This is a genomic window from Arthrobacter sp. Y3221157, from assembly GCF_059089865.1.
This window is the reverse complement of sequence record NZ_JBNHFD010000051.1, coordinates 1-26,865: the sequence shown is the minus strand read 5'-3', so window position 1 is coordinate 26,865 and position 26,865 is coordinate 1. Positions and strand designations below refer to the sequence as shown.

Here is a 26,865-nt window from a genome sequence, read left to right as displayed (position 1 = left end):
GCGGTCGCCGGCCACGCTGTGGTCCGCCGCGCGGTGGACGCCCCGGAAGGCTCTGCGCTTTCCATCCGCGTGGCGGAGGGGCGTTTCGGCGCCACCTCCACCGGAACGCGCAACCCCAAGACGCAAACGGACGTAATGCAGGAAGGAAACGCTCATGAGTGAGCAGACAACAGATGCCGCCATCGCGGGGCTGAGCTACGAGGAGGCCCGAGAGCAGCTCATCGCCGTCGTGGGCCGGCTTGAGGCGGGAGGCGCCAGCCTGGAAGAGTCACTGGCACTGTGGGAGCGGGGCGAAGCCCTGGCCGTCCGCTGCGAGGAATGGCTGGAAGGGGCAAGGAAACGGCTGGCCGCTGCCCGCGACCAGCCGCTGTAACAGGCAGGCTCAGGAGCGCAGGATCAGCTCCCGCTCGGTGGGAACGTCAAAGTCGGCTTTCGGCCATTGAAGGTTTAGTTCGGCCAGCGCACCAATGAGCAGCTGCTGCACGGCGATGCGGGCATACCACTTCTTGTTGGCCGGGATTACGTGCCAAGGGGCTTCCCTGGTACTGGTTTCGTCGAAGGCCGCCTGGTATGCATTCATATAGTCTTCCCAGAACGCCCGCTCATCGAGGTCGCCACGGTTGTATTTCCAGTGCTTCGCCGGGTTGTCCAAGCGGGCCAGCAGCCGCTCTTTTTGTTCCCCGCCGCTGATGTGGAGCATGATCTTCACCACCTTGGTTCCCGATTCGATGAGCCGCCCCTCGAACTCGTTAATAGCGACGTAGCGCCTTTTGATCTCCTCGGGACTTGCCCAGCGGTGGACGCGGTGGATCAGGACGTCCTCATAGTGGGACCGGTCGAAGACCCCCACCATGCCGACAGCAGGCACTTCCTTCTCGATCCGCCAGAGGAAGTCGTAGGACTTCTCCTCGGTGGTGGGAGCCTTGAAAGCCTTGAACTGGACACCCTGCGGATCCATCGCCCCCATGACGTGCTTGACGATGCCGCCCTTGCCGGCCGTGTCCATGGCCTGCAGGATGAGCAGGATCCTTTTGCGGCCGCCGAAACGGGATTCGGCGAACAGTTTTTCCTGCAGTTCGGCCAATTCGTCGTCCATGTCGGCCAGCAGCGCCTTGCCGTCCTCCTTCGTGCCGTTGTAGCCCGGGGTGGCATCCGGGTCGACGTCGGACAGGGCAAATCCGTCGCCTACCCGCAAAGTTTCAGAAGGAAGCTGCTCGAACCGAGTGACGCCGGCCATGGGGAATCCTTTCCGCGAAGTGCCACGGGCCTCATAGCCCGTGTGCACAGGCTAGTTCCCCTGGTACCTGCTCAGGAAGTCCCCCATCCGGCCAACAGCTTCCTCGATGTCCTTGACGTTGGGCAGCGTAACCATGCGGAAGTGGTCCGGGCGCACCCAGTTGAAGGCCCGGCCGTGGGACACCAGGATCTTCTGCTCCCTGAGGAGGTCCAGGACGAACTTCTCGTCGTCCCGGATGTGGTAGACCTCTGGGTCAAGCTTCGGGAAGAGATACAGGGCGCCCCGGGCCTGCTGGGTGCTCACGCCGGGGATGGCGTTCAGCATGTCGTAGGCCTTGTTGCGCTGCTCCAGCAGGCGGCCGCCGGGCAGGATCAGGTCGTTGATGCTCTGGTATCCGCCAAGGGCGGTCTGGATGGCGTGCTGCGCCGGGACGTTGGCGCACAGGCGCATGTTGGCCAGCAGGCTGATGCCCTCAAGATAGTCGGCGGCGTCCTTCTTCGGTCCCGAAATGGCCATCCAGCCGGCGCGGTAGCCGCACACCCGGTAGGCCTTGGACAGCCCGCTGAAGGTCAGGCAGAGGACGTGGTCGCCGGTGAGCGCGGCGAGGTTGATGTGGACGGCGTCCTCGTACAGGATTTTTTCGTAGATCTCGTCGGCGAAGATCACCAGCCCGTGCTTCTCGGCCAGGGCAACGATGCGCTTGAGCGTCTCTTCCGGGTACACGGCACCGGTGGGGTTGTTCGGGTTGATCACCACGATGCCCTTGGTCCGGGGCGTGATCTTGGATTCGAGATCCTCCAGGTCGGGCTGCCAGCCGGATTCCTCGTCGCAGAGGTAGTGCACGGGTTTTCCGCCGGCCAGCGCCACGGACGCGGTCCAGAGCGGGTAGTCCGGGGTGGGGATGAGGACTTCGTCCCCGTCGTCCAGCAGCGCCATCAGGGACATGGTGATGAGTTCGCTGACGCCGTTGCCGAGGTAGATGTCGTCCACATGGATGTTCTGGATCCCGCGGGTCTGGTAGTACTGCGAGACGGCCGTCCGCGCCGAGAAGATGCCGCGGGAATCGCTGTAGCCCTGCGCATGGGGCAGGTGCCGGATCATGTCCACCAATATGGCGTCGGGGGCTTCGAAACCGAACGGCGCGGGATTGCCGATGTTCAGCTTGAGGATCCGGTGGCCCTCCGCTTCCATCTGCTGGGCGGCCTGCAGGATCGGTCCACGGATGTCATAAAGGACGTTGTTGAGCTTTGTGGACTGCCTGAATTCTGCCATTCCTCAAATATGCCACAGGAAGGATGCACGGCCGCTGAGACCTCGCCCACACGAACGACGGCGGCTGCCGGACTTCGGAAAGTCCGGCAGCCGCCGTCGTGATCACCGTGCGGATGGCCCGGCGTGCAAGCTGCAGGCTCCTACTTGAGGATGCCCTTTTCCTTCAGCCAGGCTTCGGCTGCCTCCTTGGCACCCTGCTTCTGGCTGCCGCTGACGGCACGGTTGAGGTTGATCAGGTCCTCGGTGGTCAGCTGGCTGGACACGTTGTTCAGCGCCTCCTTGGCCTTATCTGTCATCTTGGCCTCGTTGTACAGGGGGATGACCTGCTGGGCGATGAAGTTGTTCTTCGGGTCCTCGAGGACCACCAGGTCGTTGTCCGCGATGGAAGGGGTGGTGGTGTAGATGTCGGCCACCTGGACCTGGTCCTCGAGCAGCGCCTTCAGGGTCAGCGGGCCGCCGCCGTCGCTGAAGGGCTCCAGCTTCTTGGGCTCGCAGTTGTAGTTCTCCTTCAGGCCGGGCAGCCCGTAGGCACGTTCGGCGAAAGTGGCAGGTGCCCCGACAGTAATCTCGCTGCACACCTTGGCGAGGTCCTCGATGGACTTCAGCTGGTACTTCTCAGCCGTTGCCTTGGTGACCACCATGGCGTCCTTGTTTTCCGCCTTGGACGCGTCCAGCACGGCCAGGCCGTCCGGCAGCTTGTCCGGAAGGGCCTTGGCGATGTCCTCGGCCGACTCCTCCGTGGCTTCCTTGTCGACGTGCAGCAGCAGGTTGCCCGTGTAGTCCGGGACAACGTCAACGGAACCGTCCTGAACGGCCTTGAAGTAGACCTCGCGGGAGCCGATGTTCGGCTTGGTGGTGGCGGTAACGCCGGCGGCGTTCAGTGCCCCCGCGTACAGCTCGGCGATGATCTGGCTTTCCGGGAAGTCGGCCGAGCCGACCACCAGGGAGGTGGTCCCGCCCGTGGAACCGCCGGTGGTTTCCGGAGCCTCGCTCAGGGGATCTGACGAACCGCCGCACGCGGACAGCGCCATTGCCAGGCCGAGTCCTGCGGCCAGCCCGCCAAATGCCCGCCTTCCCAGGCGCGGGTGATGGCTTAGTTTCATGGTTTACCTCCTTGGACAACAGTCTCCGTGAGTACGGGGTCTGTGAGATCGGCCGCAGCCTGCTGGCTGCGGCGGGACTGCCCTGCTGCCCCTGGTGTCAGGAACAGCCGCTGGAACAGGGACAAAACAAGGTCGACGGCGATGGCCAGCGCTGCGATGAGCAGGGATCCGCCCAGCATTTGCGGGAAGTCGCTCAGGACCAGCCCGTCGAAGAGGTACCGGCCCAGGCCGCCCAGGTTGATGTAGGCAACCACCGAGACGGTGGCAATCACCTGCAGCACGCCGGTCCGGAAACCGCCGAACATCACCGTCAGGGCGTTGGGCAGCTCAGCGCGGAACAGGACCTGGAGCTCTGTCATCCCCATGGCGCGGGCAGCGTCCACCACGTTCCGGTCCACGCTGGAAATCCCGGCGTAGGTCCCGGCCAGGAGCGGCGGCACGGTCAGGATCACCAGCGCCCACACCGGGGGCATGAGTCCGATTCCTGCGAGGAGGACAAAAAGTGTCAACAGGCCGAGTGTGGGCAGTGCCCGCAAAGCCCCGGCCAGCGCCACGATCGCCACCCGGCCCCTGCCGGTGTGTCCGACGTAGAGGCCCACTGGGACCGCGATGGCCGCGGCGATCAGCATCACCAGGCCGGTGTACTGGAGGTGCTCACCCAGCCGTGCCGGGATACCGGCGGACCCGGTCCAGTGTTCCGGGTCGGCCAGCCAGGCAAAGGTATCGCTGAAGACGCTCACGCGTTCCCACCTCCGGTCTTCGGAGCAGCGAGCCTCCCGGCCGCGGCTGCAGGCTCGAGCCTGCCGGCGGCCAGGGGTTGCGGGCCGCGTCCCTTGCCGGCCCGCTCCCACGGCGTGAGGATGCGCTCCAGCAGGACCAGCAGCGCGTCCATCACCAGCGCCAGGAAGAGGATGGCAATGATGCCCACCACCACCTCGGTCACGAAGTCCCGCTGCAGGCCTGAGGTGAACAGCATGCCGAGGTTTCCGATGCCCAGCAGGGCGGCGACGCTGACCAGGGAGATGTTGCTGACGGAGACCACCCGCAGGCCGGCAAACAGGACCGGAAGGGACAGCGGCAGGTCAACCTGCAGGAACCGTGCCAGCGGCTTGTACCCCATAGCAACGGCGGCTTGGCTGATCTCAGCATCCACGGAATCGAAGGCGTCCAAAGCTGCGCGGACCAGCAGCGCGACGGCGTAGATGGTCAAGGCCACCACCACGTTGAGGGGATCCAGGATCCGGGTGCCCAGGATGGTAGGCAGGATGATGAAGAGGGCCAGCGACGGAATGGTGTACAGCAGCGAGGATGCGGTCAGCACCACGGAGCGGAGTGCGCGGTGCTGCCGGGCGAGCTGGGCCAAGGGGATGGACATCAGCAGGCCCAGGACCATGGGCACAATGGCCAGCACCATATGCTGGCCTGCGCGTTCGAAGACCATGCCGCTGTTGGCGAGGAACCACTCCATCAGAGCGCGGCCTGCCGCAACTGGCGTGCTTCCTCGATCAGCGCCAGGACCTCCCCGCCCCGGACGGCGCCCAGCACCCTGCCTTCGGAATCCACCGCCACGCCCAGGCCCGACGGCGACGACAGGGCCGCGTCGAGCGCTTTCCGCAGGCTTTCGCCGGGCCGGAACAGGGAACCGCCGGGTATCAGCCCCGTGTCGGTGCCGGGGGTCGACCAGCCAAGCGGGCGCATGTCCTGGTCCACCACCAGCTGCCACCCGCCGGCGGCCGACGGATCGGAGACAGGGCCGGACGGGCGACGGACGATGGTCGGCACCGGGTGGAGCGTGACGCCGTCGGACGGGGTGAAGCCCAGGTGCCGGAAGCCCCGGTCCCGCCCCACGAAGGAGGCCACGAAATCGTTGGCCGGCGCCCGGAGAATCTCTTCCGGGGTGGCGTACTGGGCCAGCCTGCCGCCCACGGCGAAGACCGCCACCCTGTCCCCCAGCGTGGTGGCCTCGTCAATATCGTGGGTGACGAAGACGATGGTCTTGGCCAGGTCCTTCTGCAGCCGCAGCAGTTCCTGCTGCAGTTCGTCGCGGACCACGGGGTCCACAGCGCTGAAGGGTTCATCCATGAGCAGGACCGGCGGATCCGCGGCGAGGGCGCGGGCCACGCCGACGCGCTGCTGCTGGCCGCCGGAAAGCTGGGAGGGGTACCGCTTGGCAAGGGTTCGGGCCAGGCCCACCACGTCCAGCAGTTCCTCGGCGCGCCTGCGGGCGTCGGCTTTGGACACCCCGTTCAGCCGGGGCACCGTGGCGATGTTGTCCAGCACCGAGCGGTGCGGCAGCAAACCGGCGGACTGCATCACGTACCCCATGGACCGCCGCAGCTCGGCAGCCGGCACCGAGGTGACATCCTTGCCCCCAACGGTGATGGTGCCGCTGGTGGGTTCCACCATCCGGTTGATCATCCGCAGCGAGGTGGTCTTGCCGCAGCCCGATGGTCCAACGAAAACCGTGATGGTGCCTTTTGCGATGGACAGCGAGAGGTTGTCCACGGCCGGCTGCCCGCCCTGGTACTGCTTGGTAACGCTCTGGAACTCGATCATCGCCTGGTCCATGGTGCGGACTTACCTGTTCTGTTGGACGGCATCTGATTGCACGCGACATTGTCATCAGCACGCTGATAGTTACGGTAACCCAATCCGGGGCCGGCATCACCGGTAGCGGCACCTAATCCGCGCAAAGGATTTCCTACTGTGACCATTCGGAGCCGCACGCGATCCGGACGGGCGTGGGTCCGGATCACGGGCCGCGAAGGTAAGCACTGACCGCCCCGGCCGCACCGGCCTACAGTTGGAGGGTGACCAACTTGGAGATCTCACCCCAGCAGGAAGTCTGTCCGCCGGCGAGCGCCGAGGGGAGTTCGGGTCCCTGCCTGCAGCTGTGGCCGGAGCGTGAGGTCCCGCTGGGCGGGGTGCGAGCCATGAGCGTCCAACGGACCCTTCCCCAGCGCGGCCTTCCCACCATCGGGGCGTGGTGCTTCCTGGACAGTTTCGGCCCGGACCGGACGGCGATGTCCGTCCTGCCGCACCCGCACATCGGGCTGCAAACGGTCACGTGGCCGCTGGCCGGCCACGTCCGCCACCGGGACAGCGTGGGCAGCGATGTTGTGGTCCGCCCGGGCGAGCTGAACATCATGACCGCAGGGCACGGCGTCTCCCACTCCGAGTTTGCTGTGCTCCCGCCTGCCGGCGGGGAATTGCCGCTGCAGCGCGGCCTTCAGCTGTGGGTGGCGCTGCCCGACGCCGAGCGGCACCGCGGGCCGGCGTTCGAGCAGCACCGCGATTTGCCCCGGGTCACGGGGGACGGCTTCACCGCGACCGTGATGGTGGGCGAGCTGGCCGGCGTGGCCTCCCCCGCCACCATGTACTCGCCCATCGTGGGAGCCGACGTGTCCTGTGAAGGCACCGCGGTGCTCCCGCTGAACGGGGACTTTGAGCACGGCATCCTGGTGCTCGACGGCGGGCTGTCGCTGGACGGGCAGGAACTTCGTCCCGGACCGCTGGGCTACCTTGGCACGGGCCGGCAGGAACTGCGGCTGCAGGCACTTCCGGGCACGCGCTTCCTGCTGATCGGCGGCGAGCCGTTCGAGGAGGAACTGCTGATGTGGTGGAACTTCGTGGGGCGGACCCACGAGGAGGTGGAGCAGGCCCGGGAGGACTGGGAAGCGCAGGCGGCATTGTCCGGAACTGACGCGTATTCCGCCAGGTACGGCTTGGTGCCCGGCCACGGCCCCGATGCGGGCGCCGAAGCCGGGCGCATCCCCGCTCCCCCGCTGCCGGCGGTGCGGCTAACGCCACGGAAGCGGGCCGTCTGATTCGCCGGAGCCGGCGTCAGGCCGGCTCCGCCAGCAGCTGCAGCACCCCGAACACGGGCTCCTGGTCCAGGACCCGTACATCAGTGGCGCCGGCACCGGAAAGATGGTGGCGGAAGGAATCCTGCAGTGGTTCCACGTTCATGCCCAGCCCGCCGCCCAGGATGACAGGGCCATCGAGCCCGAGCTGGCGGAGCACCTGCAGCGCCAGGTCTGCAAGATCGCGGCCGGCCTGGTCCAGCATGGCCTGGCTGCCGGGGTGCCCGGCGGCTGAAGCCGCCACTACGTGGCGCGCCTGCTGGGCCCAGAAACGGCGCCCGGTGTCCGGGGAGTGGAACAGCGCGATGAGCCGGTTGGGGTGGTCCACCCCGCAGGATTGCAGCAGCGCGGCGGTGAGTTCGTCTACGGGCAGTCCCTGGTTCATCCGCCGCAGGCTGTGCCTCACGGCTTCGCGGCCCAGCCAGTACCCGCTGCCTTCATCGCCCAGCAGGTAGCCCCAGCCGCCTGCGCGGGCCTCGCCGCCGTCGGCGTTCCTGCCCCAGGCTGCCGAACCGGTCCCGGCGATCACTGCCACCCCCGTGCTGGCGTGGCCGGCTGCGAGCAAAAGGCGCGAGTCGTGGACCACGGTTACCAGGGCATCGGGAACGTGCGGCTGGATCAGCGATGCCAGTGCGGCCGCGTCCTCATCGGTGTCGATCCCGCCCGACCCCGCGTAAACCCGGGAGACTGCACCGCCGCCGATCCGGCCAAAGAGGTCCGCGATATTGCGGGCAGCCTCCTCCCGGCTGACATTCTGCACATTTGAACTGCCCGCGGACTCGTCTGCAACCGGCACGCCGCCCTCGAAGCGGATGCCGTGGGTCTTGGTGCCTCCGATATCAAGGCCAATCACGACGCCGGCGAGCGGGCTGGGTGCGGACGCCACAGTCTTGTCGGTGGGCAGTGCGGAGGGGTTTTCGGTGTTGGTCACGTCACTAGGGTACTGGCCGGCACAGGCGCCAACCTGGCCGGGACCGGCCCTGGCTCCGTCGTGCCTGTCCCCTCCTCCGGCTCAGCGGGTACGCTGCCTGGCCAGTCCTGCCAGCAAGTGGGGTCCTTCACCAACCACCATGTCCCGGAAAAGCCGCACCGGCACCGGTTCGGCGCCGGCTTTCCTGCGGCGCCAGCTCAGGCCCACTTCCCGGAAGGCCAGCGGTGAGTCGAGGGGAACTTCCGTCCAGCCAAGGTTTCCGGTCTCCGGGCTGACGGTCCTGCCGGGCGCATCCCCTCCCGGTGGCAGGATGCTCACACCCAGCCCAGCGGACACCAGCCCCCGGACGGTATGCGAATCCTGGCTTTCAAAGGCTATGCGCGGCCGGTACCCTGCCTCGCGGAACAGTGCATCCGTCAGGGAACGCATGCCGTACCCCGGCTCGAGTGCCACAAAGGGTTCCGTCCTGATGTCAGCCAGCGCCGCCGACCCCCGGCCGGCGAGCTGATGGCTGTGATGCACCACCAGGCGCAGCGGTTCCCGGTACAGCGGCGCGGACTGCAGGTTGGTGCGGTCCGCTCCCACCGGCGCCGTGAGTGCCAGGTCTGCCTCCCCGGCCGCCAGCTCCTCCAGGCAGGAATTCCGCGAACCTTGGCTCAGGGTGAAGACCGCGCCGGGATGCCGGCTCCGGAAGGCACTGATCAGCAGCGGCAAGGTGGCCTCGCCGAAGGTGTGCTGGAACGCCACGGAGATCCTGCCCCGGACCACCGCCGATTCCTCGCGTACCAGGTCCAGTCCGGTCTGGAATTCGCTGAGTGCCTGCTCGATGTAAGGCAGGAGCGTACGGGCTGCCGGGGTGAGCCGGACTCCCCTGCCGTCCCTCACCAGCAGTTCCGTGCCGACGGCGGCGCTGGCCCGTGCCAGTGCCCTGCTCACCGTGGACTGGGGCACTCCCAGAACTTCGGCTGTTTCAGTGACGTGCTCCGTCCTGCCCAGCTCGGCGAGCACGGGCAGGAGGGGAAGAAGCTGCGCCAGCTGCCTGTGGTCTGTCTGCATGTCCTGGCTCCTTGCTGTGTGCCGTGCTTCAATCCGATTCTGCTATTAGTTCTTCATAAATTATGCATTGGAGGCATGTATAGGCCCGGGCCTAGGCTAACGGAATGGCCTGTGAAGAAAGGGTGACCGGCAACCAATCGCCGCCCCGCTGGGACGGGCACGCCAAGGGATCCCGGGCCTACGCCCGGATCCTGGCCGGACTGTCCTTCGCCGGGGTGGCCACCTTTGCCCAGCTCTACTCCACCCAGGCCGTCCTGCCCCTGCTCGCGGCTGAGCTGCACATCACCGCGGCCGAGGCTGCGCTTACCATCTCGCTTGCCACCGTGGGACTCGCCGTCACGGTGATCCCGTGGTCCTTCCTGGCCGACCGGATCGGACGGGTCAAGGCCATGACCTGGGGCATTTCCATCGCCACTGTCCTCGGCCTGCTGGTGCCGCTGTCCACGAGCTTCGGGATGCTGCTTGCCTTGCGGCTGCTGGAAGGCATGGCTCTCGGCGGCATCCCCGCCATCGCCATCGCCTACCTCAACGAGGAAGTGACAAAAGCGCACGCGGCGCTGGCGGCAGGCAGCTACGTCGCGGGCACCACCCTCGGGGGGCTTGCCGGCCGGCTCGTGGCAGGACCGGCCGGTGAGCTGTGGGGCTGGCGTGCGGCGGCTCTGGCCGTTTCCATCCTGGCCACCCTAGCCGCCGTTGCCTTCCTGGTCCTGGTGCCGGGGGCACGGGGCTTCGTCTCCTCACCGGGGGCAGGACTCGGCAGCGCATTCCGGACCGTCGGCGGGCACCTGCGCAACATCCGGCTGCTCGCCCTGTACGTCCAGGCGTTCCTGATGATGGGCGGTTTCGTCGCCGTCTACAACTACCTGGGCTTCCGGCTGTCCGGCGCGCCCTTCAGCCTGCCGGCCACGCTGATCAGCCTCATCTTCCTGGCCTATCTCTCCGGAACCGTGTCCTCACGCTGGGCCGCGGGGCTGACCACGCGGTTTGGGCGGCGGAACGTCCTGCTGGCAGCGCTGGCCCTTTCGACGGCGGGACTTGCCCTGACGCTTGTTCCCTACCTTCCGTTGATCCTGGCGGGCCTGGTGCTGTTCACGGGCGGTTTTTTCGCCGCGCACAGCATCGGCGCCGGCTGGACCGGAGCGATCGCCAGCACCGGCCGTGCGCAGGCCGCATCCCTGTACAACCTCGCCTACTACCTGGGATCAAGCATCATCGGGTGGGCCGGCGGCCTCGTTTTCCAGTCCTTCGGCTGGGTGGCCCTGGCGGCAGGGGTGATGGTCCTTGCCTGCCTGACCGGGGCGGCCGTCGCCGTCGTGCATCCGCGGACGCAAGGTGCAAGCGCCTGACCGGACGGGACGTGCCCCTATGGCTCTACGGGCAGCGAATTAACTGCTCCGGTCGGAGGCAGTGTTGGTGCTGATGTTCGGTGGGACGCGCAGCCCGGGGCGTCTTGGCGCAGATACAGCGGTCTAGGATGAATGCAGGACCGTTGGAAGGAACAGCAGTGACCACGAATCCCAGGAACATCAGGCCGGGAGCTCACCTGGAGCCGCTGGATGCTATTGACGAGCGGCTGCTCGAAGCCCTGGTGAACGACGCCAGGATCTCCAACAAGCAGCTTGCCGAACTGGTGGGGATCGCCCCTTCCACCGCCCTCATGCGGACCCGTGCATTGTCCGAACGGGGCATCGTGCAGGGCTACGAGGCGAAGCTCAACCTCTCTGCCATCGGCCGGTCCGTCCAGGCACTTGTTGCCGTGCGGCTCCGCGCCCACGACCGCGACCAGATCGACCGTTTCACGTCCCGCGTTCCGCATCTGCCGGCTGTGCTGTCCACGTTCCACACCTCAGGCTCCGTGGACTACCTGCTGCATATCGCCGTCGGGAGCACCGAGGACCTCCGGGACTGGGTGCTGGACAACCTTGCCACGGACCCGGTGGTGGGGCATACGGAGACCACCCTGGTGTTCGAACACATCCAAGGCAACCACGGGCCGCTCCCGGAGTAGTGGCTTACCGGCCTAGCCGGACCGGCCGTGCCGCCGAACTGCCCGGACCAGCGTAAGGACGGCCAGCGCAAGCGCGGCCGTACCGCAAACAAGGACGAAGCCGGCCACGGCAGCTTCCTGCCCGGCAAGTCCGGCCAGCCAGCCAAGGCCAAGGACCGGGACGGCGCTGCCTAAGTAGGTGATGACGTAAACCGTGCTGACAGTTTGGGCGTGGCGGGCTGGCTCCACCATGGCGGCAACCTCGTTGAAAGTAGTCCTGAAGGCCAGCCCCTGTCCGGCACCGGCAAAGACGGCAGCAAGCACGAGCAGCACCGGGCTGTGCCAAGCGCCCGCGGCCCCCAGCAGGAAGACGGATCCGCCGAGGACGGCCAGCCCTAAAGGGATTGTGTAGCGTCCGCGGAGGGTCAGCACCTGGCTTAGTGCGGAGGCTCCAAGCGGCAGGGCGGCCAGCAGGCCGATCAACGGCCGGGATTGTGTGTCCAGCACCTGGGCGAAGTAGCCGGGCGCCAGGGAAAGGCAGAAACCGAATACTGCGAAACTGAGGAAGCCCACGGCCGAGGCAAGCCAGAAAGCGCCCCTGGCGTTCCGCGGCACGGCGAGAGGCCGCGGCGCCAGCGCCTGCAGGGGCCGGGACACTGCCGGAAGCATGATGGCCGGCCGTGCCCGGATCAGGTAGAGCGGCACCAGGAGCGCCGCGAGGACCACCGAGTACACGGTGTAGGGGGCGGTGGTGGCACCGGGCAGCAGGGACAGCAGCCCGCCCAGAACAGGGCCGGCCGCTACTCCGCCGGCAGAGGCCAGCAGCGTGAAACGTGACGCCCACTCCGGACGCGAGGGCAGCAGCTCGCGCAGGGCGGCAGCACTGGCCCCCGTGGCGAGTGCCACGGCAATGCCCTGCAGGGCCCGTCCCGTGCAGAGGGCCGCGAGCGTTTCCGCACTCGCGAACACCCAGCCGCCAGCCAACCCGGTCAGCACGGCAAGCAGCAGCGCAGCGCGGCGTCCGATGTGGTCGGACCAGTGCCCGGCCAGCATCAGGGTGGCCACCAGCGAAAGGACGTAGCTGGAGAACGCAGCGGACACATCCAGCGAGCTGAGTCCCAGCTCCGCCTGTAGGAGTGGATACAGCGGCGTAGCGAGATTGGCGCCCACCAGCAGGACGAAAATGACGGCGCCTGCCATCACAAGCCGTGCCGTGGTGGACGCGTCCCAACCGGCAGATGTGGCAGGGGCCGGGCGCATCCGGAGCTCGCTGAAGACCGTCATGGTGCCGCCTTTGGTTCTGCCGCGGCAGGTGGTCCTTGTGGGAGCCCGGCGCGGAGTGGATATGCGATGGTTCCAGATTGGGGTATGACTGCTCGATTGGTTCGAAATCAGTGACAAGATTGAGCAGGATCATCAAAAGTTCTGTACCGCTGTGATGGAGAGTGACCATTTGAACAATCTGGACCCCACTGACCTCAGGATCCTGCTGGCACTGATCCGGGACCCCCGTATCCAGATCGGCGATTTGAGCGAATCGGTGGGCGTGGCCCGCAACACCGCCCAGTCCCGGGTCCGCCGGCTGGTCCGGGCGGGTGTACTGCGCCCGGGCGGCCGGGAAGTGGATCTTGAGGCTGTGGGCTATGACGTGGTGGCTTTTGTGACCATTGAGGTCTTGCACCGGGAACTGGACGGTGTGGTCGCCGCGCTGCGGCTGATCCCCCAGGTCCTGGAAGTCCATGAAATTTCCGGACGCGGCGACGTCTGGTGCCGGGTGGTGGCCACGGACACCCACAACCTGCAGGCATCGCTGCGGCAGGTCCTCCGCATCAAGGGCGTCATCCGGACCGAAACGGTGCTGGCGCTGCACACCCATATTCCCTACCGGACCGAGCCCCTCATTAGCGGCCTCACCAAGGCGACGGGCGGCTGATACCGGATCCGCTGCGGCGCCTCGGGACCTGCCTCCCCTTCCGGCCAGCTCCGGACGGCTAGGATTTCTTGAATGGATTGGCTCTCTTACGTCTCACAGATCAACTGGCTCGCGGTCCTGCTGGCTTTCGTGGCCAGCATGGCCATTGGCTTCGTGTGGTACATGCCGGCCGTCCTGGGCAACCGTTGGATGGCCGCCATCGGCAAGACCGAGGAGGACCTGAAGAACATCGGTGGCGGAGCAGGAATCTGGCTCCCCATGATGCTGGCTTCGGCGCTGACCGTCATCCTCCTGGCCGTCCTCATCAGCAAGCTGGGGCTGGATAATGCCCTGGCAGGAGCCTGGTTCGCGCTGGTGTTGGGACTTGTCTTCCGTGCCGGAGGCCACGTGATCCACAACGGTTTTGCGGGCCGCCCGGCTGCGGTGACAGTGATCGACGCCGGCCACGACCTGGTGGCGATGGCCGTATCCGGCGCCATTATCGGAGCGATGTCCTGACCATCGTGAGCACGTACAGCGAAGGCACCTGCCCATGACCATCATCGACAATGCCGTCTACGTTGACGGTGTCCGCCATGCCGAACCGGAAAACCTGGAGCAGACGTTCGAGACGCTGGCGCACCACGGCGGGATGGCGTGGATTGGGCTGTACCGTCCCACCAAGGTTGAGATGGCCGCCGTGGCCGCGGAGTTCGGGCTTCACGCCCTCGCCGTGGAGGATGCCATCTCGGCCCACCAGCGCCCCAAGTTGGAGCGCTACGGGGACAACCTCTTCACCGTCCTCCGGCCGGCACGCTACCTGGACGCCAGTGAAACAGTGGAATTCGGGGAACTCCACATCTTCACGGGAAAAAACTTCGTGGTCACCGTCCGCCATGCCGAGACGGCCGGTGTGGCCCGCGTAAGGAAACGGCTCGAAGGCAGGCCTGACCTTCTCCGGCACGGCCCCGAAGCGGTGCTGTACGCCCTCCTGGACGCAGTGGTTGACGACTATGCCCCGGTGGTTGCAGGGCTTGAGAATGACATCGACGAGATCGAGGACCAGCTCTTCAGCGGCGATTCCACCGTCTCCCGCCGGATTTACGAACTGGCCCGGGAAGTGATCCAGTTCCAGCGCGCCATCCATCCCTTGCCGGACATGATGCACCAGCTCAAGCGGGGCTTCTCGAAGTACGGTGTGGAAAGCGAGCTCCAGCACAGCCTGCGCGACGTGGAGGACCACGTTGAACGGGTGATCTCCCGGGCAGACTCCTTCCGGGACCTGCTGCAGAATGCCCTGACGCTTGACGGCACCCTGACGGCCAACCGCCAGAATGAGGCCAGCGCCGCGCAGAACGAGCAGGTCAAGAAGATTTCCTCCTGGGCCGCCATCTTGTTTGCGCCCTCGTTCGTGGCCGGGATCTACGGCATGAACTTCGACTACATGCCCGAGCTGCACTGGGCCTTTGGCTACCCGATGGCGATCGGCCTCATGGCGGCGGTGGGTGTGGGAATGTATGGCATCTTCAAAAAGAAGGGCTGGCTGTAGAGTCCTGGCCTTCCCGCCCTCCCGGGAGAACTGGCAATTACTGGCCATCAAAGGTCGCGGCACAGGGTGGACTGGCAGATCCCAGGATTCCAAAGAAAAACACCCCGGTCCGAAGACCGGGGTGTTACCGAGGACAGAATCATCCCTGAAGGATGATCCCACTCCCCACATTTGTGGAGCTAAGGGGATTTGAACCCCTGACCTCTTCGATGCGAACGAAGCGCTCTACCAACTGAGCTATAGCCCCGGAACGGCCACTTGGTGCAGGTGCTGGACCGGTGACCCTAGGCTACAAATTTTCCCGTCCCAATGCCAATCCGCACCCTGGTGAGGGGCAGCAGCACCCTGGATGCCGCCGTCGTACCACCCGGCAAGGTTTATGCGCGGCGGCGCTGCAGGACGTCGTCGAGGTTGCTCAGTGCGCTCTGTGCCTTGCTGAGCTGCTGGGCTTCTGCAGCCGGTGCAGCAGCGGCAGGCGTCCCTGTTGCACCCTGCTTCAGGGACGGCTTGCCCACTGCCTTCGGCGCGGCCGGCAGCTCAAGCGGCTCAGGCTCTGGGCGTTCGGCCTTGGCGGCATCAACGTATACAGGCTTCGGAACCTCTACCGGCTCCCAGGGGGTACCGGCGGGAGTTCCCGATGCCGCCGCAGCTGCACTCGGATCACCCGCCGCCACGGCAACCGCCAGGGCTGCCTCGCGAAGTTCCTGGGCTGTCAGCTGCTGAACCTTCGGCTGGTGGGCCTCGGCGTCAAAGAGCGGGCTTTCCCGGGGAGCGGGGGCCGACTCCGGTTTCGGCGGAATCCTTTCGGATACGTGCCTAACCGGTGGTGCGCTCATGGCCGAGCGAAAAGCCGCGTTGACCTTGGCCTTGCGGTCGCGTACAGCCAGCCAGCGCAGGATGGCGACGGACACCGCCGTCAGTGCCGCGCAGGCAAGCGGCAGGAAAGGCGAGCCGAGGCCAAAAGGCAGCAGAATTGCGGAAACCAGTGACGTCATCAAAGACAGGAGTCCGGCAAGCGCCAGTGCGGTCCGGCCGTAACGGATCCGGAGGCGGCCGGCGGGTGCCGGGCCGGCAGACTTGGCGGAGGGTCCGGCGCTCTTCCTGGCTTCCATGGGCTTCTCCTGCTGGGCGGCGACGTTCAGTACCAAACCGGCTGGCTGATCCGGTCTTTCCTCGGCTGGGGCGTCTGCCAGAAAATCACCGGCGGGCTGGAACTGGTGCCGGCGGTTCCGGAGGACGTAGGGGGCAACCCACACAATCCAGAGCACGACGGCAACCACAAGGATCACTGAGCTGCTAAGGGGGAAGTCCACACTCAAAACCGTATGAGCATCAGGCCTCCTGCTGCGGCATTAGCCGCGGTGTGTCGCAGGCCGGGGAGCAAATGAGTGGATTTATGACGGCCTGGTGGCGAGCCAGCGTGTCAACAGGCCTTCCGGGACCTCTTCCGATGTCAGGGCGAATGACCGGTGGTCGGCCCATTCGCCGTTGATGTGGAGGTAGCGGGGCCGGTAGCCCTCGTCCCGGAAGCCCAGCTTCTCCACCACCCGCAGGCTGGGCGCATTTTCAGGCCGGATGTTGATTTCCATCCGGTGCAGCCCCAGGGTCTGGAAGCAGTGGTCGGTCACCAGGGCCACTGCAGTGGGGGCGATTCCGCGCCCGGCCCTGGCCTGGTCCACCCAATATCCCAGGGTGGCCATCATTGCCGACCCCCACACGATGGAGGAGACCGTCAACTGGCCGATGATTGGCGGATTTCGCAGCCCCGGAGTTCTCTCCGTGATCACGAAGGGCAGAGCGGTGGCCTGGGCGGCCTGCGTATTCAACGAACGGACCATCTGCCGGTAGTCCGGAAGGCCCCCGCGCGGATCCGGGTTGGACGCCTCCCACGGTGCAAGCCAGTCGCTGTTGCGGGACCTGACCTCCGTCCACTCCTTTTTGTCCCGGTACCTGATGGGCCGCAGGACCAGGTCGCCGCACTCCAGGGTCACGGGCCAGATGGGTCCGAATCGCACGGTTGCTACTTGGACAGGCCGTCGGTGAACCCCGGCAGCCACTCCCGGAGGCCCGGGCCGAGATCCTCACTGTCGATGGCGAGCTGCAGGCATGCCTTGAGGTAGCTGAGCTTGTCGCCCGTATCGTAGCGGCGTCCCCGGAACACAACACCGTAAACGCCGCGGCCTTCGCCGTCCCCGGTGGCGAGCTCCTGCAGCGCGTCCGTCAGCTGGATCTCTCCGCCGCGTCCCGGGCCGGTGCGCTCCAGAACTTCGAAGACGGACGGATGCAGGACGTAGCGGCCAATGACAGCAAGGTTTGACGGCGCCTCATCCGCGGACGGCTTCTCAACCAGCCCGTTGATCCGCACATAGCTTTCCCCGTCGATGTCCTGGATGTCCGCACAGCCGTAGGAGCTGATCTGTGACGGTTCCACCTCGATGAGGGCGACCACAGACCCGCCGGTCTTGGCCTGGACGTCGATCATGGTGCTGAGAAGTTCGTCGCGGGCATCAATGAGGTCATCCCCCAGCAGCACGGCAAAGGCTTCATCGCCAACGTGCTGCTTGGCCCGGAGGACGGCGTGGCCCAGCCCGTTGGGATCGCCCTGGCGCACGTAATGGATGTCGCCAAGGTTGCTGGCCGCCTGGATGGATGCCAGTTTCTCAGTGTCCCCTTTGTCGGCAAGCGTTGACTCCAGGGCCGGGACCCGGTCAAAGTGGTCCTCCAGAGCCCGCTTGTTACGTCCCGTGATCATCAGAACGTCATTCAGCCCCACCTGCACGGCTTCCTCCACCACATACTGGATGGCAGGCTTGTCCACCACGGGCAGCATTTCCTTGGGCATAGCCTTGGTGGCAGGAAGGAACCTTGTGCCCAGGCCGGCAGCGGGGATGACGGCTTTGCGAACTCTCGGGTTACGGGTACTCACCGGACTAATCTAACGTCAGCGTCAAGCATTCAGTAAACAACGGACCGGCGGACAGCCGCCCCGGAACCGGCGTAGCAACCGCCCCAGCGCGGGTAATAAGGAGACACAATGGCCCAACAGCAAGCCACCGCCAAGGACGACATCCGGACGGCCCACCGCCGGCGAAGGGCAGCACTGACCCCTGCCGAACTGGAAGCCGCCGGCGCTGCCCTGGCCATGCATGGTGCCGCTTGGGCCGAATCCATGTCCGGTGGAAGGCCGGCGACGTTCTGCGTGTATCTCGGTACCGGCGTCGAGCCGCCCACGCTGCCCCTCATCGCCGCCCTCCACAGCAACGGCCACAAGGTCCTGCTCCCCGTTTGCGAGCCGGGCCGTGAGCTGAGCTGGGTTATCTGGGGCCCGGACAGCACCCTGGAACGCAGCAGGTACGCACCCATCATGGAACCGGCCGGGCCCCGCCACGGACCGGATGTTGCGGGCGAGGCCACGGCACTGTTCATCCCTGCTACCGCCGTGGATCTCGACGGCAACAGGGTGGGCCAGGGCGGCGGCTACTACGACAAGTTCCTGGGCCACCTTGCCACCGCCGGGAAGGAAATCCCGCTGGCCGCTGTTATCTATGACGATGAACTCCTCCCGGCGGGCCGGATTCCTGCCGAGGAGTTCGACCGTCCTGTTCCCGCCGTCCTTGTCCCGTCGGGGCTTAGGCCGTTGGGCAAGATCGCCTAGGTCAGGCGGGTGGCCGCAACGGGATGATAGAATTAGCACTCAGGCCCTGCGACTGCTAACGGATTACCAGGTAGCAGCACGGGACCTCTCGTTTGCCCAAGAGGAGGAGCACCAGTGCCAACATATGCTTACGCCTGCAAGGATTGCGGCCACGCCTTCGACATCGTCCAGTCGTTCTCGGACAGCTCACTGACGTCGTGCCCCGAATGCCAGGGCGCGCTGCGCAAGAAGTTCAACAGCGTGGGTGTCGTGTTCAAGGGCTCCGGCTTCTACCGGACCGATTCCCGGGACTCCAAGGGCAGCACCGTCTCCGCAGCGCCAGCTCCTTCCACGCCTGCTCCGGCGGCGGCACCTTCCGCTCCCGCTCCGGCAGCTGCGGCCGCCGCCAGCTGATTCCGGCTTCCGCCGTTACGACGACGGCCCTGCACCGATGGGACATTGTCCACATAGGTGCGGGGCCGCTGTCTTTTGCATATCCGGGGCGCCTAGCGTGGCGGCATGCCTGCTCATCCCTTACGTGCCCGCCGGGAAGCTTCCGGATTCCTTCGACGTCCCGGCCGGCCGGTTCCCTCCGGCCGTTCCGTTGCCCGTCCCAGGGCCAGGTTTGGCGGCTGGCTGAGCCGCAACCGCCGGCTTGCCATTGCCCTGTTGCTGTGTGCAGCGGCGGCACTCACCGTCCACCAGCTCACGCCGGCACCGGTGCACACCGTCACCGCACTGGCCGCCGCCCGGGACCTGCCTGCCGGATCTGCCCTTGCAGCCACTGACATTTCCGCGATCCAGGTTCCTCCGGGCATGCTCGCGGACGGAGTCCTGCGCGAACCCGGGGACGCGTCCGGCAGGCAGCTGGCTGCCCCGCTGCGCAAAGGCCAGCTGCTGGCGGACGCCCAGCTGCTGGGGCCCGGCCTCCTCACCGGCAGTCCTGCCGGCTCAGCCGCAGTGCCCCTTCGGATGGCGGACCCGTCGTCCATCCAGTTGGTCTCCCCCGGGCAGCTGGTGAACGTGGTGCTGACCGCGGGGAACGGTTTCGACCAGCAAACACCGTCCGAAGTCCTGGCCGCGGCGGTGCCCGTGCTGTGGACCTCGGCAACCGGCGGCCAGGGCGGGCAATGGCTTGGCACGCAGGAGACTGACGGCCTGATCGTCGTGGCCGCAAACGCGGAACAGGCGGCCCGGCTGGCGGGCGCCTCCACACAAGGCAAGCTGTTCTTTGTCCTGGTCGGGCCGCCGTAACAGGCTGCCTCCCTGGCGGCGCCGGGGCCTACGAAAGTGTCACCCCCAGTGCGGCGGCTTCTGTTCCTTCAGCCATGCATCATGGTCATCTTCACGGTCGCCCCACGCCCGCGGATCATCCTCGGCAGCCCGTGCGGGCAGGATGCCCTCCGCCGGCTTCTGGCCGGCACGGGTGGCCGACGCAGGCGCTTCCGCTGTCTCGTCACCGTCCGCGGGCCGCGCTTCGCTGTTGGTGCTGTTGGTCTTCTCGTCGCTGCCCACCTGGGCCGCCTCCTTGCTGTCCTGCCGGTCCGCGGCGGGTGCTGCCTGATGACCGGCACGTGCTGCGTTGCCGGCCCGCCGTCCGGAAGCCGGGCCCGGGAAACGCGTAACGTTCGATGCCGGAGCGGACTCCGCCACGGCATCAATATCATTCAGCGCCTGGTCGACGTCGTCGTCAAGGAATCCGGGCGAAGCCACCCGCCCCGGAAGTACCACCTTTTCCAGTCCGAGGTACTTGGCGATCCGGTCTGCACAGGCGGACGGATCGGTGAAAACCTCGATGGTCCACAACGGCATGTACCGCCAGCCAAGCCGTTCGAGCAGCTGGGGACGCAGCCTGCTCCGCTCCCGGACACTCATGGTGCGGTACTGTTCGGTGCCGTCGGACTCGATAGCCACCGGCCACGGAAGGTCGGCGTCGTCCTGGCCCATGGTGTTCAGCGGATCGGCGGCGGCCACCACGTCGATGGCGCCGTCGTACTGGTGCCAGACCCGCGCCCCGCGTGCCCGCAGCCGGTCGCCCAGGTCCGCCACGAGCGGGTCGGCGCCGAGCGCCTGTTCGCTGGCGGCAGCGCGGGACGCGGGCGTACCCAGATCCGTGTTGCCCGAGATTTCCCGGTCCAGCAGGGCATACAGGTCCACTGCCCCGTGCGTCAGCCGGGTGTGGTCCAGGTCCTCAGGCCGGAAGCACGTCAGAACGTGCATCGAGCGCCGGGCGCGGGTCATCGCGAGGGCGAACTTTTCCCGCCCTCCCTCGGCGGACAGCGGCCCGAAGCTGTGCAGGGCGCGCCCATGCGGTGTCCGGCCGAAGCCCGGCGAGAAAATGACGTGGTCGCGCACCAAACCCTGGGCACGCTCAAGGTCCACCACCCGGAACGACTCCGGGCCCGCGCCGAAGAACCCGGCGAGTCCGGGGTGGTTGGGCAGCTGGAGCCTGATGGCCTCACCGATCCGGGCAGCGTGGCGAAGGCTGGCGGTCACCACGGCCAGCGAGGTGCGCGGGCGCAGGCGGGCGTGTTCAAAGACCAGCTCCACCACCCGGTTGACCTCGGCCACCACGGATTCAACGCCTTCATGGTCGGCGCTGGGCAGCCCGGTTCCGTCCGGCAGGTACTCCACCAGCAGGGACCGGTCCAGTCCCGTGGCCGACTGTCCCTCCGGCAGCCGGCGGAGCCCGCCGTCGTAGAAGTTCTTGCTCAGCTGCAGGACCAGGTCCTCGTCCACCGCGCGGTAAACGAAGTTCAGCCGCCACACCGGCAGCACGGCGGACAGCGCGGTGAAGGCACTCTCCACCCGCTGGTGCGCCGACTCACCGGGTGCCAGCCGCTCCACACCCACGGTGAAGGTGCGCGGGCTGGCGATGCGGGCGTCGCCGAAGGCAATCACCTGGCGTGCGCGCGCAATGGAGGGAAGTACGGCCTGCAGCGAGGTGGCTTCGGCGTCGAGGATCACCACGGCGTCGAAATGCTGCTCTGCCGGTAGCAGCCCGGTCATCAGGTACGGGCTCACGGACCACACGGGCACCAGGGTACCGATCAGGTCCGGGGCCTGGGCTGTCAGCGCCGGCAGCGACACGCGGCCGTCCTTGAGCAGGCTGCGCAGGAGGTCGGCCTGGCGCGGCTGCTCGGCGATCGCGGCGCGCCAGCGCTCGGCAAGGTCCCAGCGGAGCCGTGCCGCCCCGCTGGCGATGTGCGCATTGTCCGCGAGCCGGTACTCGGCTTCGAGCTGCCGGAGGGCGTCACCATCAGACATTGCCAGGTAGTCGTCGCCGCTGATCATCGCCTCAAGCGCAGACTGCCACCAGGCGAGCTCCAGCTCGGCGGCGACGGAAGCTGCAGGCACTTCCCGCTCGGCCAGGTCAGCCAGAAGCTCCCCCAGCCCGTGCTCACGCATGTTTTCCACCAGCAGCGTTCGTTCCGGCAGGGTCTTGAGCGTGTCGGTATCCGCCACCAGCCGCTCGAGGCGGTCCATGAGTTCCCCGTACCGGACCTTGGAGAGCGAACCGCCCGCCTCGGTATGCTTCAGGGCCTCGCCCAGCTGGGTGAGCTCGCGGTCCAGTTCCCGGTACATGGCGTTCATCTCGGCAAGCCCGGACGGAACAGCCGGGTGCCGCTGGGTGGTGGCGTAGCCTGCCCACATGGCCCGCTGTTCCTGCACCAGGACCAGGGAGCTGTGCAGGTCGGCGATGTGGACGCCGGGCCGGACGTATTCCTTAGCGACCCTGCGCAGCCGGGACCGCTGCATGGAGGTCATCTCGATGCCGCGTTCACGCCGCCAGGCGGAAGGGGCGGTGGCGGAGATGAGGTCGGTCACCGGCCGGTCGAAGATGTCCGGGGTGAACTTGTCCAGGCTGCCGCGGACTGCCACCAGCAGTTCCAGCTGCTCGCCCCATTCGGCGAAGGATTCACCCAGGCGGATCTCGGCGTGCTCTGCCACGGCATTCATGCGCTCCCGCAGGGCAGGCAGGCTCTTCGCCACGGAACGGACCAGTTCCTGGGCTTCCTCGGTTTCCTTCCGGGTGAGGAGCCGTGCCCCATGCCAGGGGCTGGTGGTTGCGGCCTTGCTGAAGCTGCCCAGTTCCGCCGCACGGCGCAGCCTTCCGGCCAGTTCGTCACGGTCGCGGATGCTGTCGAGGACGCTCCGCTTGAGCCGGACCGTGGTGGCCGGGGCGGGGTGGATGGAAGTCAGTTCCGCCAGCGACTGCATGGCTTGGTAGGGCGAGCATCCCCACCGCTGCCGGACATTGTGCAGCGAGGCCACGTGGTCCATCAGCGCGTGGCGGTGTTCGGTCAGGGTGGCGTGGAGGTTGCCGAGCTGTGGTTCCAGCGACTTCTCGTTGCGGACGATGGCCCGGACCAGCTGGCCTTTAAGTTGCTGCGCAGTGACGTTCCCGGAGAGCTGGAACAGGATGGATTCAAGGCCCAGGGACTCCAGCTGGCCGGACACCTCGTTGAGGCTGGCGCGGCGGTCACCCACTACCAGGACGGTCTTGCCGGCATCCACCAGGGCGCCGATGGTGTTGATGGCCGTCTGCGTCTGCCCGGTGCCGGGCGGGCTGCTGACCACCAGGGAATCACCGGCGCGCGCAGCATCAATGACGTACTGCTGGTCCGTGTCCGCATCCAGCAGGAGCAGCTCGTCCGTGGGGTGCCGGCTGTCCAGTGGCGGGAAACGGGACGGATCCGGTTCCTCCACGTCCACCACTTCTCCCCCGGCTGCGGTAGCCAGGGCGGACACGATGGGATTGGAATCGTTGATCCAGGGGTCGTCCAGGTTGCCGGACAGGTCCGCAAAGGTGGACACGAGCAGGTTGTGCTGGGCCTCGGCGCCATGGATGGGCCGGATCAGGGTGCCCAGGCGGTCCAGTACAGGCTGCGGGTCGAAGCGGGCGGTGCTGTAGGCCAGCCGGGTGACGGCGTTGACGTCGAACACGATGCCGTGGATGGTCTTCAGGTGCCGGACCAGTGCCGGGTTGATGTGCGCCTGCTCGGTCAGCTGGAGCTCGTAGTCGTCTTCGCCCGGGCGGACGGTCAGGGAAATCGCGGTGAGCATGACGGGCGCCGAGATACGCTGCGGCTTGCCGCCGACGGCGGACGTCCACACCACCGTGCCGGCCGAGAGGTAGCCGGCGTCAATCCCGCGGTCGTTGGCAAGTTCGAATACCTTGGAGCGGATGTTGCGCGAGGCCCGCGCCGCCACGAGGTACTGCTGCCGGTCCCTGATCAGGGTGGACAGGCGGGTGCGGCGCCCGGCCATGAGCTGGGCAAGACCGGACGGGTGCGCGTGGGTCAGGTCAATGGAGCCCTCAGGGGTCTTGGTGAAGCGCAGCATCGTGTCTGCACCCGTGACGGGTTTGAGCCCGGACAGCCATTTGCGAAGCTCCTCCGAGCCTTCCGGGTGGCCTTGACCAACTGACACTACTGCCTTCTTTTCTGCGCTTGCGCGTGACGCCCTGGACCATACCGGCATACGTTCGAGCGTAGCCGCTCCGGCGCCGGACTCGAGAGACCGCAACACTGGAGTGCCCGAAATTGCGGAGATTTGATCCGGAAACAGGAGTGGCCGGCCTCCGTAACGGAGGCCCGCCACTCAGAATGCTATTCCCATTCGATGGTTCCCGGCGGCTTGCTGGTGACGTCCAGCACCACGCGGTTGACGCCGTCCACCTCGTTGGTGATCCGGTTCGAAATCCTGGCCAGGAGGTCGTACGGAAGCCGCGACCAGTCAGCAGTCATGGCGTCCTCGGAGGAGACAGGGCGGAGCACAATCGGGTGGCCGTAGGTGCGTCCGTCACCCATCACGCCCACGCTGCGGACATCAGCCAGCAGGACCACGGGCATCTGCCATACGTCGTTGTCCAGCCCGGCGGCGGTCAACTCGGCCCGGGCAATGGCGTCCGCCTTGCGCAGCAGGTCCAGGCGTTCCTTGGTGACTTCGCCGACGATCCGGATGCCCAGGCCTGGTCCGGGGAACGGTTGGCGGCCCACGATCTCCTGCGGCAGCCCAAGCTGGGCGCCGACGGCGCGGACCTCGTCCTTGAACAGTGCCCGGAGCGGCTCGACGAGTTCGAACTGCAGGTCCTCGGGAAGCCCGCCCACGTTGTGGTGGCTCTTGATGTTCGCCGCACCTTCGCCGCCGCCGGATTCGACGACGTCCGGGTACAGGGTGCCCTGGACCAGGAACTTGATCTTCTCGCCGTGTGCCGCGGCCTCGGCGATGATGGCCAGCTCGGCCTCTTCGAAGGCACGGATGAACTCGCGGCCGATGATCTTGCGCTTGGTCTCGGGATCGCTGACGCCGGCGAGGGCGGACAGGAAGCGCTCCTGCTCGTTGGCGACGTAGAGCTTCACGCCGGTGGCGGCAACGAAGTCCCGTTCCACCTGTTCGGCTTCGCCTTCACGCAGCAGGCCGTGGTCCACGAAGACACACGTGAGCTGGTCGCCCACGGCGCGCTGGACCAGGGCAGCGGCGACGGCTGAGTCCACCCCGCCGGAGAGGCCGCAGATCACGCGGGCGTCCCCCACCTGCTGTCGGATGCGCTCCACCTGTTCCTCAACGATGTTGCCGGTGGTCCAGTTGGCTTCGATCTTGGCGCAGTTGAACAGGAAGTTCTCAAGCACCTGCTGGCCATAGGCGGAGTGCTTGACCTCGGGGTGCCACTGCACGCCGAAGAGGCCCTTTTCCTCGTTGGCGAAGGCAGCCACTTCGGCGCCCGCCGTCGTCGCCAGCACCTCGAAGCCCTCCGGGGCCCGGTGGACGGAGTCGCCGTGGCTCATCCAGGTCTTCTGGTGCTGGGGCATGCCCTCCAGGACGGAGCGTCCCTCGCCAAGGATGGTGGTTTCCGTGGAGCCGTACTCCCGCAGGCCGGTCTTGTCCACCTTGCCGCCCAGGGCGTTCGCCATGGCCTGGAAGCCGTAGCAGATGCCGAAGACCGGAACACCGGCCTCGAAGAGGTCGGCACCGACCGTCGGGGCGCCGTCCGCGTAGACGCTGGAGGGCCCGCCGGAAAGGATGATGGCGGCCGGATTCTTGGCGAGGAGCTGCTCGGTGGAGTAGGTATGCGGAACCACTTCCGAATACACGTTTGCTTCCCGGACGCGGCGTGCAATCAGCTGCGCGTACTGGGCACCGTAGTCAACTACCAGCACCGGCTTCTGGGAAGTCTGGGATGCAGTGGGAGTAGTCACCGTAATAGCCTACTTTGCGCCGTTGCACCGGCGCACCTTGAGAGGCGGTGCTGTGACGGAGCAGACGTCCGACGGCGGGCGGGGGCCCGGGTGCCGGGGACTAGTACCGCTGCGGTGCTTGCGGGTTGGCGGCCAGTTCGGCCTCCACCTCGGCGTGGAACTTCTTCTCCACGATGAAGGACAGGAACGGGATGACGCCGCCGAGGGCGAGCAGGATCAGCTTGAGGAATGGCCAGCGCATCAGCGACCAGAGCCGGAAGTTGGACATCAGGTACACCACGTACATCCAGCCGTGCACGATCAGGACGGTGACGGACAGGTTGACCCCGTCCAGCACGCCCGGAGGCTCGGCGTCGGCGAACCCGAAGCCGAAAGGCTGCCCCGTCGCGGCGTTGGTGCCGCCGGCGAACAGGTATTGGCCGAAGCCGTACCGGGCGATCAGTTCGGCGCAGAGCAGGAGCAGCATGGCGCCGGTGAGGTAGGCCAGCACCTTGTAGAACTTCAGGGCCGAGCGGATCTGTGCCTCGGTGCCGCCAAAGCGCCGCTTCTTGCCTGCGGCCTTGCCGGCTGTGTTGCCGCCTGCTGCGGAGGTGGCGGGTTTCGGTTCAATCATGGCTGTACCTTTTGCTGGGTCGGTTCCGGGTGCTGGTTCTGGTCAGGCTGCTGTCCGGGGTCCGGACCGGCCTCGTGGTGTTCATCGTCAAGGCCCTCTTCCAGGTCCCGGTGGTAGTCGTCCTTGACCAGCCGCCACCAGATGAACAGGGCGAACCCGGCGAAGACCACCCATTCGAGGGAGTAGAAGAGGTTGAGCCAGTTGATCTGCTGCCCGGGCGGCTGCGGCCCGATCTCCAGGGGCAGCAGGTCGCCGGGCACGGCGGCGGGGCTGACGTCCGCTCCCCCGGCCACTTCGGCGGTGGCAGCCACGAAGCCCGGGTAGCTGCTGATCTCCCAGTAGTTGATGAGTTCGGCCACGGAGACGGCGGTTGCCTGCCCCGGCTGCGGTGCCGTTTTGGCAAGGGGGGCCTCGGACGGCAGGAGCCGCCCGGTCAGTTCAACAGCGCCCGACGGCGGCGCTGGCGCGTCGGCGGGTTCGGCCACCCATCCGCGGGCCACGGGGAT

26 protein-coding genes, 1 tRNA gene and 1 pseudogene are annotated in these 26,865 nt (G+C 66.8%); 11 read left to right on the top strand and 17 right to left on the bottom strand.

Annotated features, from left to right (window positions below; all coding sequences use genetic code 11):
• Positions 1-162: pseudogene (locus AC5RTT_RS13350) on the top strand (exodeoxyribonuclease VII large subunit); the annotation flags it as partial.
• Entirely contained in the window at positions 155-373 is a 219-nt protein-coding gene (locus AC5RTT_RS13345; RefSeq protein WP_494145596.1) for an exodeoxyribonuclease VII small subunit, read from the top strand. The pseudogene AC5RTT_RS13350 and the gene AC5RTT_RS13345, both read left to right, overlap by 8 nt.
• Positions 374-382: 9 nt before the next feature.
• Here the strand turns inward: AC5RTT_RS13345 and AC5RTT_RS13340 are convergent, their stop codons facing one another.
• The 6 genes from AC5RTT_RS13340 to AC5RTT_RS13315 form a co-directional block, all read right to left on the bottom strand.
• On the bottom strand, positions 383-1,237 hold the full coding sequence (locus tag AC5RTT_RS13340) for a polyphosphate kinase 2 family protein (RefSeq protein WP_494145595.1): 855 nt from the start codon (positions 1,235-1,237) through the stop codon (positions 383-385).
• A gap of 51 nt (positions 1,238-1,288) precedes the next feature.
• Entirely contained in the window at positions 1,289-2,509 is a 1,221-nt protein-coding gene (locus AC5RTT_RS13335; protein ID WP_494145594.1) for a pyridoxal phosphate-dependent aminotransferase, read from the bottom strand.
• A gap of 140 nt (positions 2,510-2,649) precedes the next feature.
• On the bottom strand, positions 2,650-3,612 hold the full coding sequence (locus tag AC5RTT_RS13330) for an ABC transporter substrate-binding protein (protein ID WP_494145593.1): 963 nt from the start codon (positions 3,610-3,612) through the stop codon (positions 2,650-2,652).
• Positions 3,609-4,352, bottom strand: a complete 744-nt coding sequence (locus AC5RTT_RS13325; protein ID WP_494008840.1) for an ABC transporter permease — start codon at positions 4,350-4,352, stop codon at positions 3,609-3,611. Before AC5RTT_RS13325 ends, AC5RTT_RS13330 begins: the two co-directional genes overlap by 4 nt.
• Positions 4,349-5,080, bottom strand: a complete 732-nt coding sequence (locus AC5RTT_RS13320; RefSeq protein WP_494145592.1) for an ABC transporter permease — start codon at positions 5,078-5,080, stop codon at positions 4,349-4,351. Before AC5RTT_RS13320 ends, AC5RTT_RS13325 begins: the two co-directional genes overlap by 4 nt.
• On the bottom strand, positions 5,080-6,180 hold the full coding sequence (locus AC5RTT_RS13315) for an ABC transporter ATP-binding protein (RefSeq protein ID WP_494145591.1): 1,101 nt from the start codon (positions 6,178-6,180) through the stop codon (positions 5,080-5,082). Before AC5RTT_RS13315 ends, AC5RTT_RS13320 begins: the two co-directional genes overlap by 1 nt.
• A gap of 242 nt (positions 6,181-6,422) precedes the next feature.
• Between AC5RTT_RS13315 and AC5RTT_RS13310 the strand changes: the two genes are divergently transcribed.
• Complete coding sequence (locus AC5RTT_RS13310) at positions 6,423-7,439, top strand: pirin family protein (protein WP_494145590.1); 1,017 nt, start codon at positions 6,423-6,425, stop codon at positions 7,437-7,439.
• 16 nt (positions 7,440-7,455) lie between these two features.
• Here the strand turns inward: AC5RTT_RS13310 and AC5RTT_RS13305 are convergent, their stop codons facing one another.
• Together AC5RTT_RS13305 and AC5RTT_RS13300 are read right to left on the bottom strand one after the other, a co-directional pair.
• Positions 7,456-8,406: an N-acetylglucosamine kinase gene (locus AC5RTT_RS13305; protein WP_494145589.1), complete on the bottom strand. Its 951-nt coding sequence runs from the start codon at positions 8,404-8,406 to the stop codon at positions 7,456-7,458.
• Positions 8,407-8,487: 81 nt separating this feature from the next.
• Entirely contained in the window at positions 8,488-9,462 is a 975-nt protein-coding gene (locus AC5RTT_RS13300) for a LysR family transcriptional regulator (protein WP_494145588.1), read from the bottom strand.
• Between the two features lie 104 nt (positions 9,463-9,566).
• Between AC5RTT_RS13300 and AC5RTT_RS13295 the strand changes: the two genes are divergently transcribed.
• Positions 9,567-10,808, top strand: a complete 1,242-nt coding sequence (locus AC5RTT_RS13295) for an MFS transporter (RefSeq protein WP_494145587.1) — start codon at positions 9,567-9,569, stop codon at positions 10,806-10,808.
• 158 nt (positions 10,809-10,966) lie between these two features.
• Positions 10,967-11,470 (top strand): Lrp/AsnC family transcriptional regulator, encoded by a 504-nt coding sequence (locus AC5RTT_RS13290; RefSeq protein ID WP_009356995.1) that lies wholly within the window; start codon positions 10,967-10,969, stop codon positions 11,468-11,470.
• 12 nt (positions 11,471-11,482) lie between these two features.
• Here the strand turns inward: AC5RTT_RS13290 and AC5RTT_RS13285 are convergent, their stop codons facing one another.
• Positions 11,483-12,733 (bottom strand): MFS transporter, encoded by a 1,251-nt coding sequence (locus AC5RTT_RS13285; protein ID WP_494145586.1) that lies wholly within the window; start codon positions 12,731-12,733, stop codon positions 11,483-11,485.
• Between the two features lie 169 nt (positions 12,734-12,902).
• On the opposite strand from AC5RTT_RS13285, the gene AC5RTT_RS13280 reads away from it, so the two are divergent.
• From AC5RTT_RS13280 to corA, 3 genes are all read left to right on the top strand, one after another.
• Positions 12,903-13,382: an Lrp/AsnC family transcriptional regulator gene (locus AC5RTT_RS13280; protein WP_494145585.1), complete on the top strand. Its 480-nt coding sequence runs from the start codon at positions 12,903-12,905 to the stop codon at positions 13,380-13,382.
• Positions 13,383-13,454: 72 nt separating this feature from the next.
• The gene (locus tag AC5RTT_RS13275; RefSeq protein ID WP_494145584.1) at positions 13,455-13,880 is read left to right on the top strand and encodes a DUF1761 domain-containing protein; all 426 of its coding nucleotides are present in this window, start codon (positions 13,455-13,457) and stop codon (positions 13,878-13,880) included.
• Positions 13,881-13,914: 34 nt separating this feature from the next.
• A complete protein-coding gene (corA, locus tag AC5RTT_RS13270) occupies positions 13,915-14,910 on the top strand; it encodes a magnesium/cobalt transporter CorA (RefSeq protein ID WP_494145583.1) in 996 nt (331 codons plus the stop codon).
• 174 nt (positions 14,911-15,084) lie between these two features.
• Here corA and AC5RTT_RS13265 read toward each other — a convergent pair.
• The 4 genes from AC5RTT_RS13265 to galU form a co-directional block, all read right to left on the bottom strand.
• Positions 15,085-15,157 (bottom strand) — tRNA-Ala (locus tag AC5RTT_RS13265).
• A gap of 130 nt (positions 15,158-15,287) precedes the next feature.
• Positions 15,288-16,199, bottom strand: a complete 912-nt coding sequence (locus AC5RTT_RS13260) for a hypothetical protein (RefSeq protein ID WP_494145597.1) — start codon at positions 16,197-16,199, stop codon at positions 15,288-15,290.
• 105 nt (positions 16,200-16,304) lie between these two features.
• Positions 16,305-16,925: a GNAT family N-acetyltransferase gene (locus tag AC5RTT_RS13255; RefSeq protein ID WP_494145582.1), complete on the bottom strand. Its 621-nt coding sequence runs from the start codon at positions 16,923-16,925 to the stop codon at positions 16,305-16,307.
• Between the two features lie 5 nt (positions 16,926-16,930).
• Positions 16,931-17,836, bottom strand: a complete 906-nt coding sequence (gene galU, locus AC5RTT_RS13250; RefSeq protein ID WP_494145581.1) for a UTP--glucose-1-phosphate uridylyltransferase GalU — start codon at positions 17,834-17,836, stop codon at positions 16,931-16,933.
• A 108-nt stretch (positions 17,837-17,944) separates the two neighbouring features.
• Here galU and AC5RTT_RS13245 point away from each other — a divergent pair, with 108 nt between their 5' ends.
• From AC5RTT_RS13245 to AC5RTT_RS13235, 3 genes are all read left to right on the top strand, one after another.
• Positions 17,945-18,565, top strand: a complete 621-nt coding sequence (locus AC5RTT_RS13245) for a 5-formyltetrahydrofolate cyclo-ligase (RefSeq protein WP_494145580.1) — start codon at positions 17,945-17,947, stop codon at positions 18,563-18,565.
• A gap of 114 nt (positions 18,566-18,679) precedes the next feature.
• The gene (locus AC5RTT_RS13240) at positions 18,680-18,958 is read left to right on the top strand and encodes an FmdB family zinc ribbon protein (RefSeq protein ID WP_494145579.1); all 279 of its coding nucleotides are present in this window, start codon (positions 18,680-18,682) and stop codon (positions 18,956-18,958) included.
• A gap of 105 nt (positions 18,959-19,063) precedes the next feature.
• Positions 19,064-19,798, top strand: coding sequence for an RcpC/CpaB family pilus assembly protein (locus AC5RTT_RS13235; protein WP_494145578.1), 735 nt, complete (start codon positions 19,064-19,066; stop codon positions 19,796-19,798).
• A 39-nt stretch (positions 19,799-19,837) separates the two neighbouring features.
• On the opposite strand, the gene AC5RTT_RS13230 is transcribed toward AC5RTT_RS13235, so the two are convergent.
• From AC5RTT_RS13230 to AC5RTT_RS13215, 4 genes are all read right to left on the bottom strand, one after another.
• Complete coding sequence (locus AC5RTT_RS13230; RefSeq protein ID WP_494145577.1) at positions 19,838-24,028, bottom strand: AAA family ATPase; 4,191 nt, start codon at positions 24,026-24,028, stop codon at positions 19,838-19,840.
• A gap of 128 nt (positions 24,029-24,156) precedes the next feature.
• Positions 24,157-25,746: a glutamine-hydrolyzing GMP synthase gene (gene guaA, locus AC5RTT_RS13225; protein WP_494145576.1), complete on the bottom strand. Its 1,590-nt coding sequence runs from the start codon at positions 25,744-25,746 to the stop codon at positions 24,157-24,159.
• Between the two features lie 100 nt (positions 25,747-25,846).
• A complete protein-coding gene (locus AC5RTT_RS13220) occupies positions 25,847-26,359 on the bottom strand; it encodes a DUF3817 domain-containing protein (protein ID WP_494145575.1) in 513 nt (170 codons plus the stop codon).
• A partial coding sequence (locus tag AC5RTT_RS13215) for an SURF1 family cytochrome oxidase biogenesis protein (RefSeq protein WP_494145574.1) occupies positions 26,356-26,865 on the bottom strand: 510 nt, incomplete at its 5' end. The genes AC5RTT_RS13220 and AC5RTT_RS13215, both read right to left, overlap by 4 nt.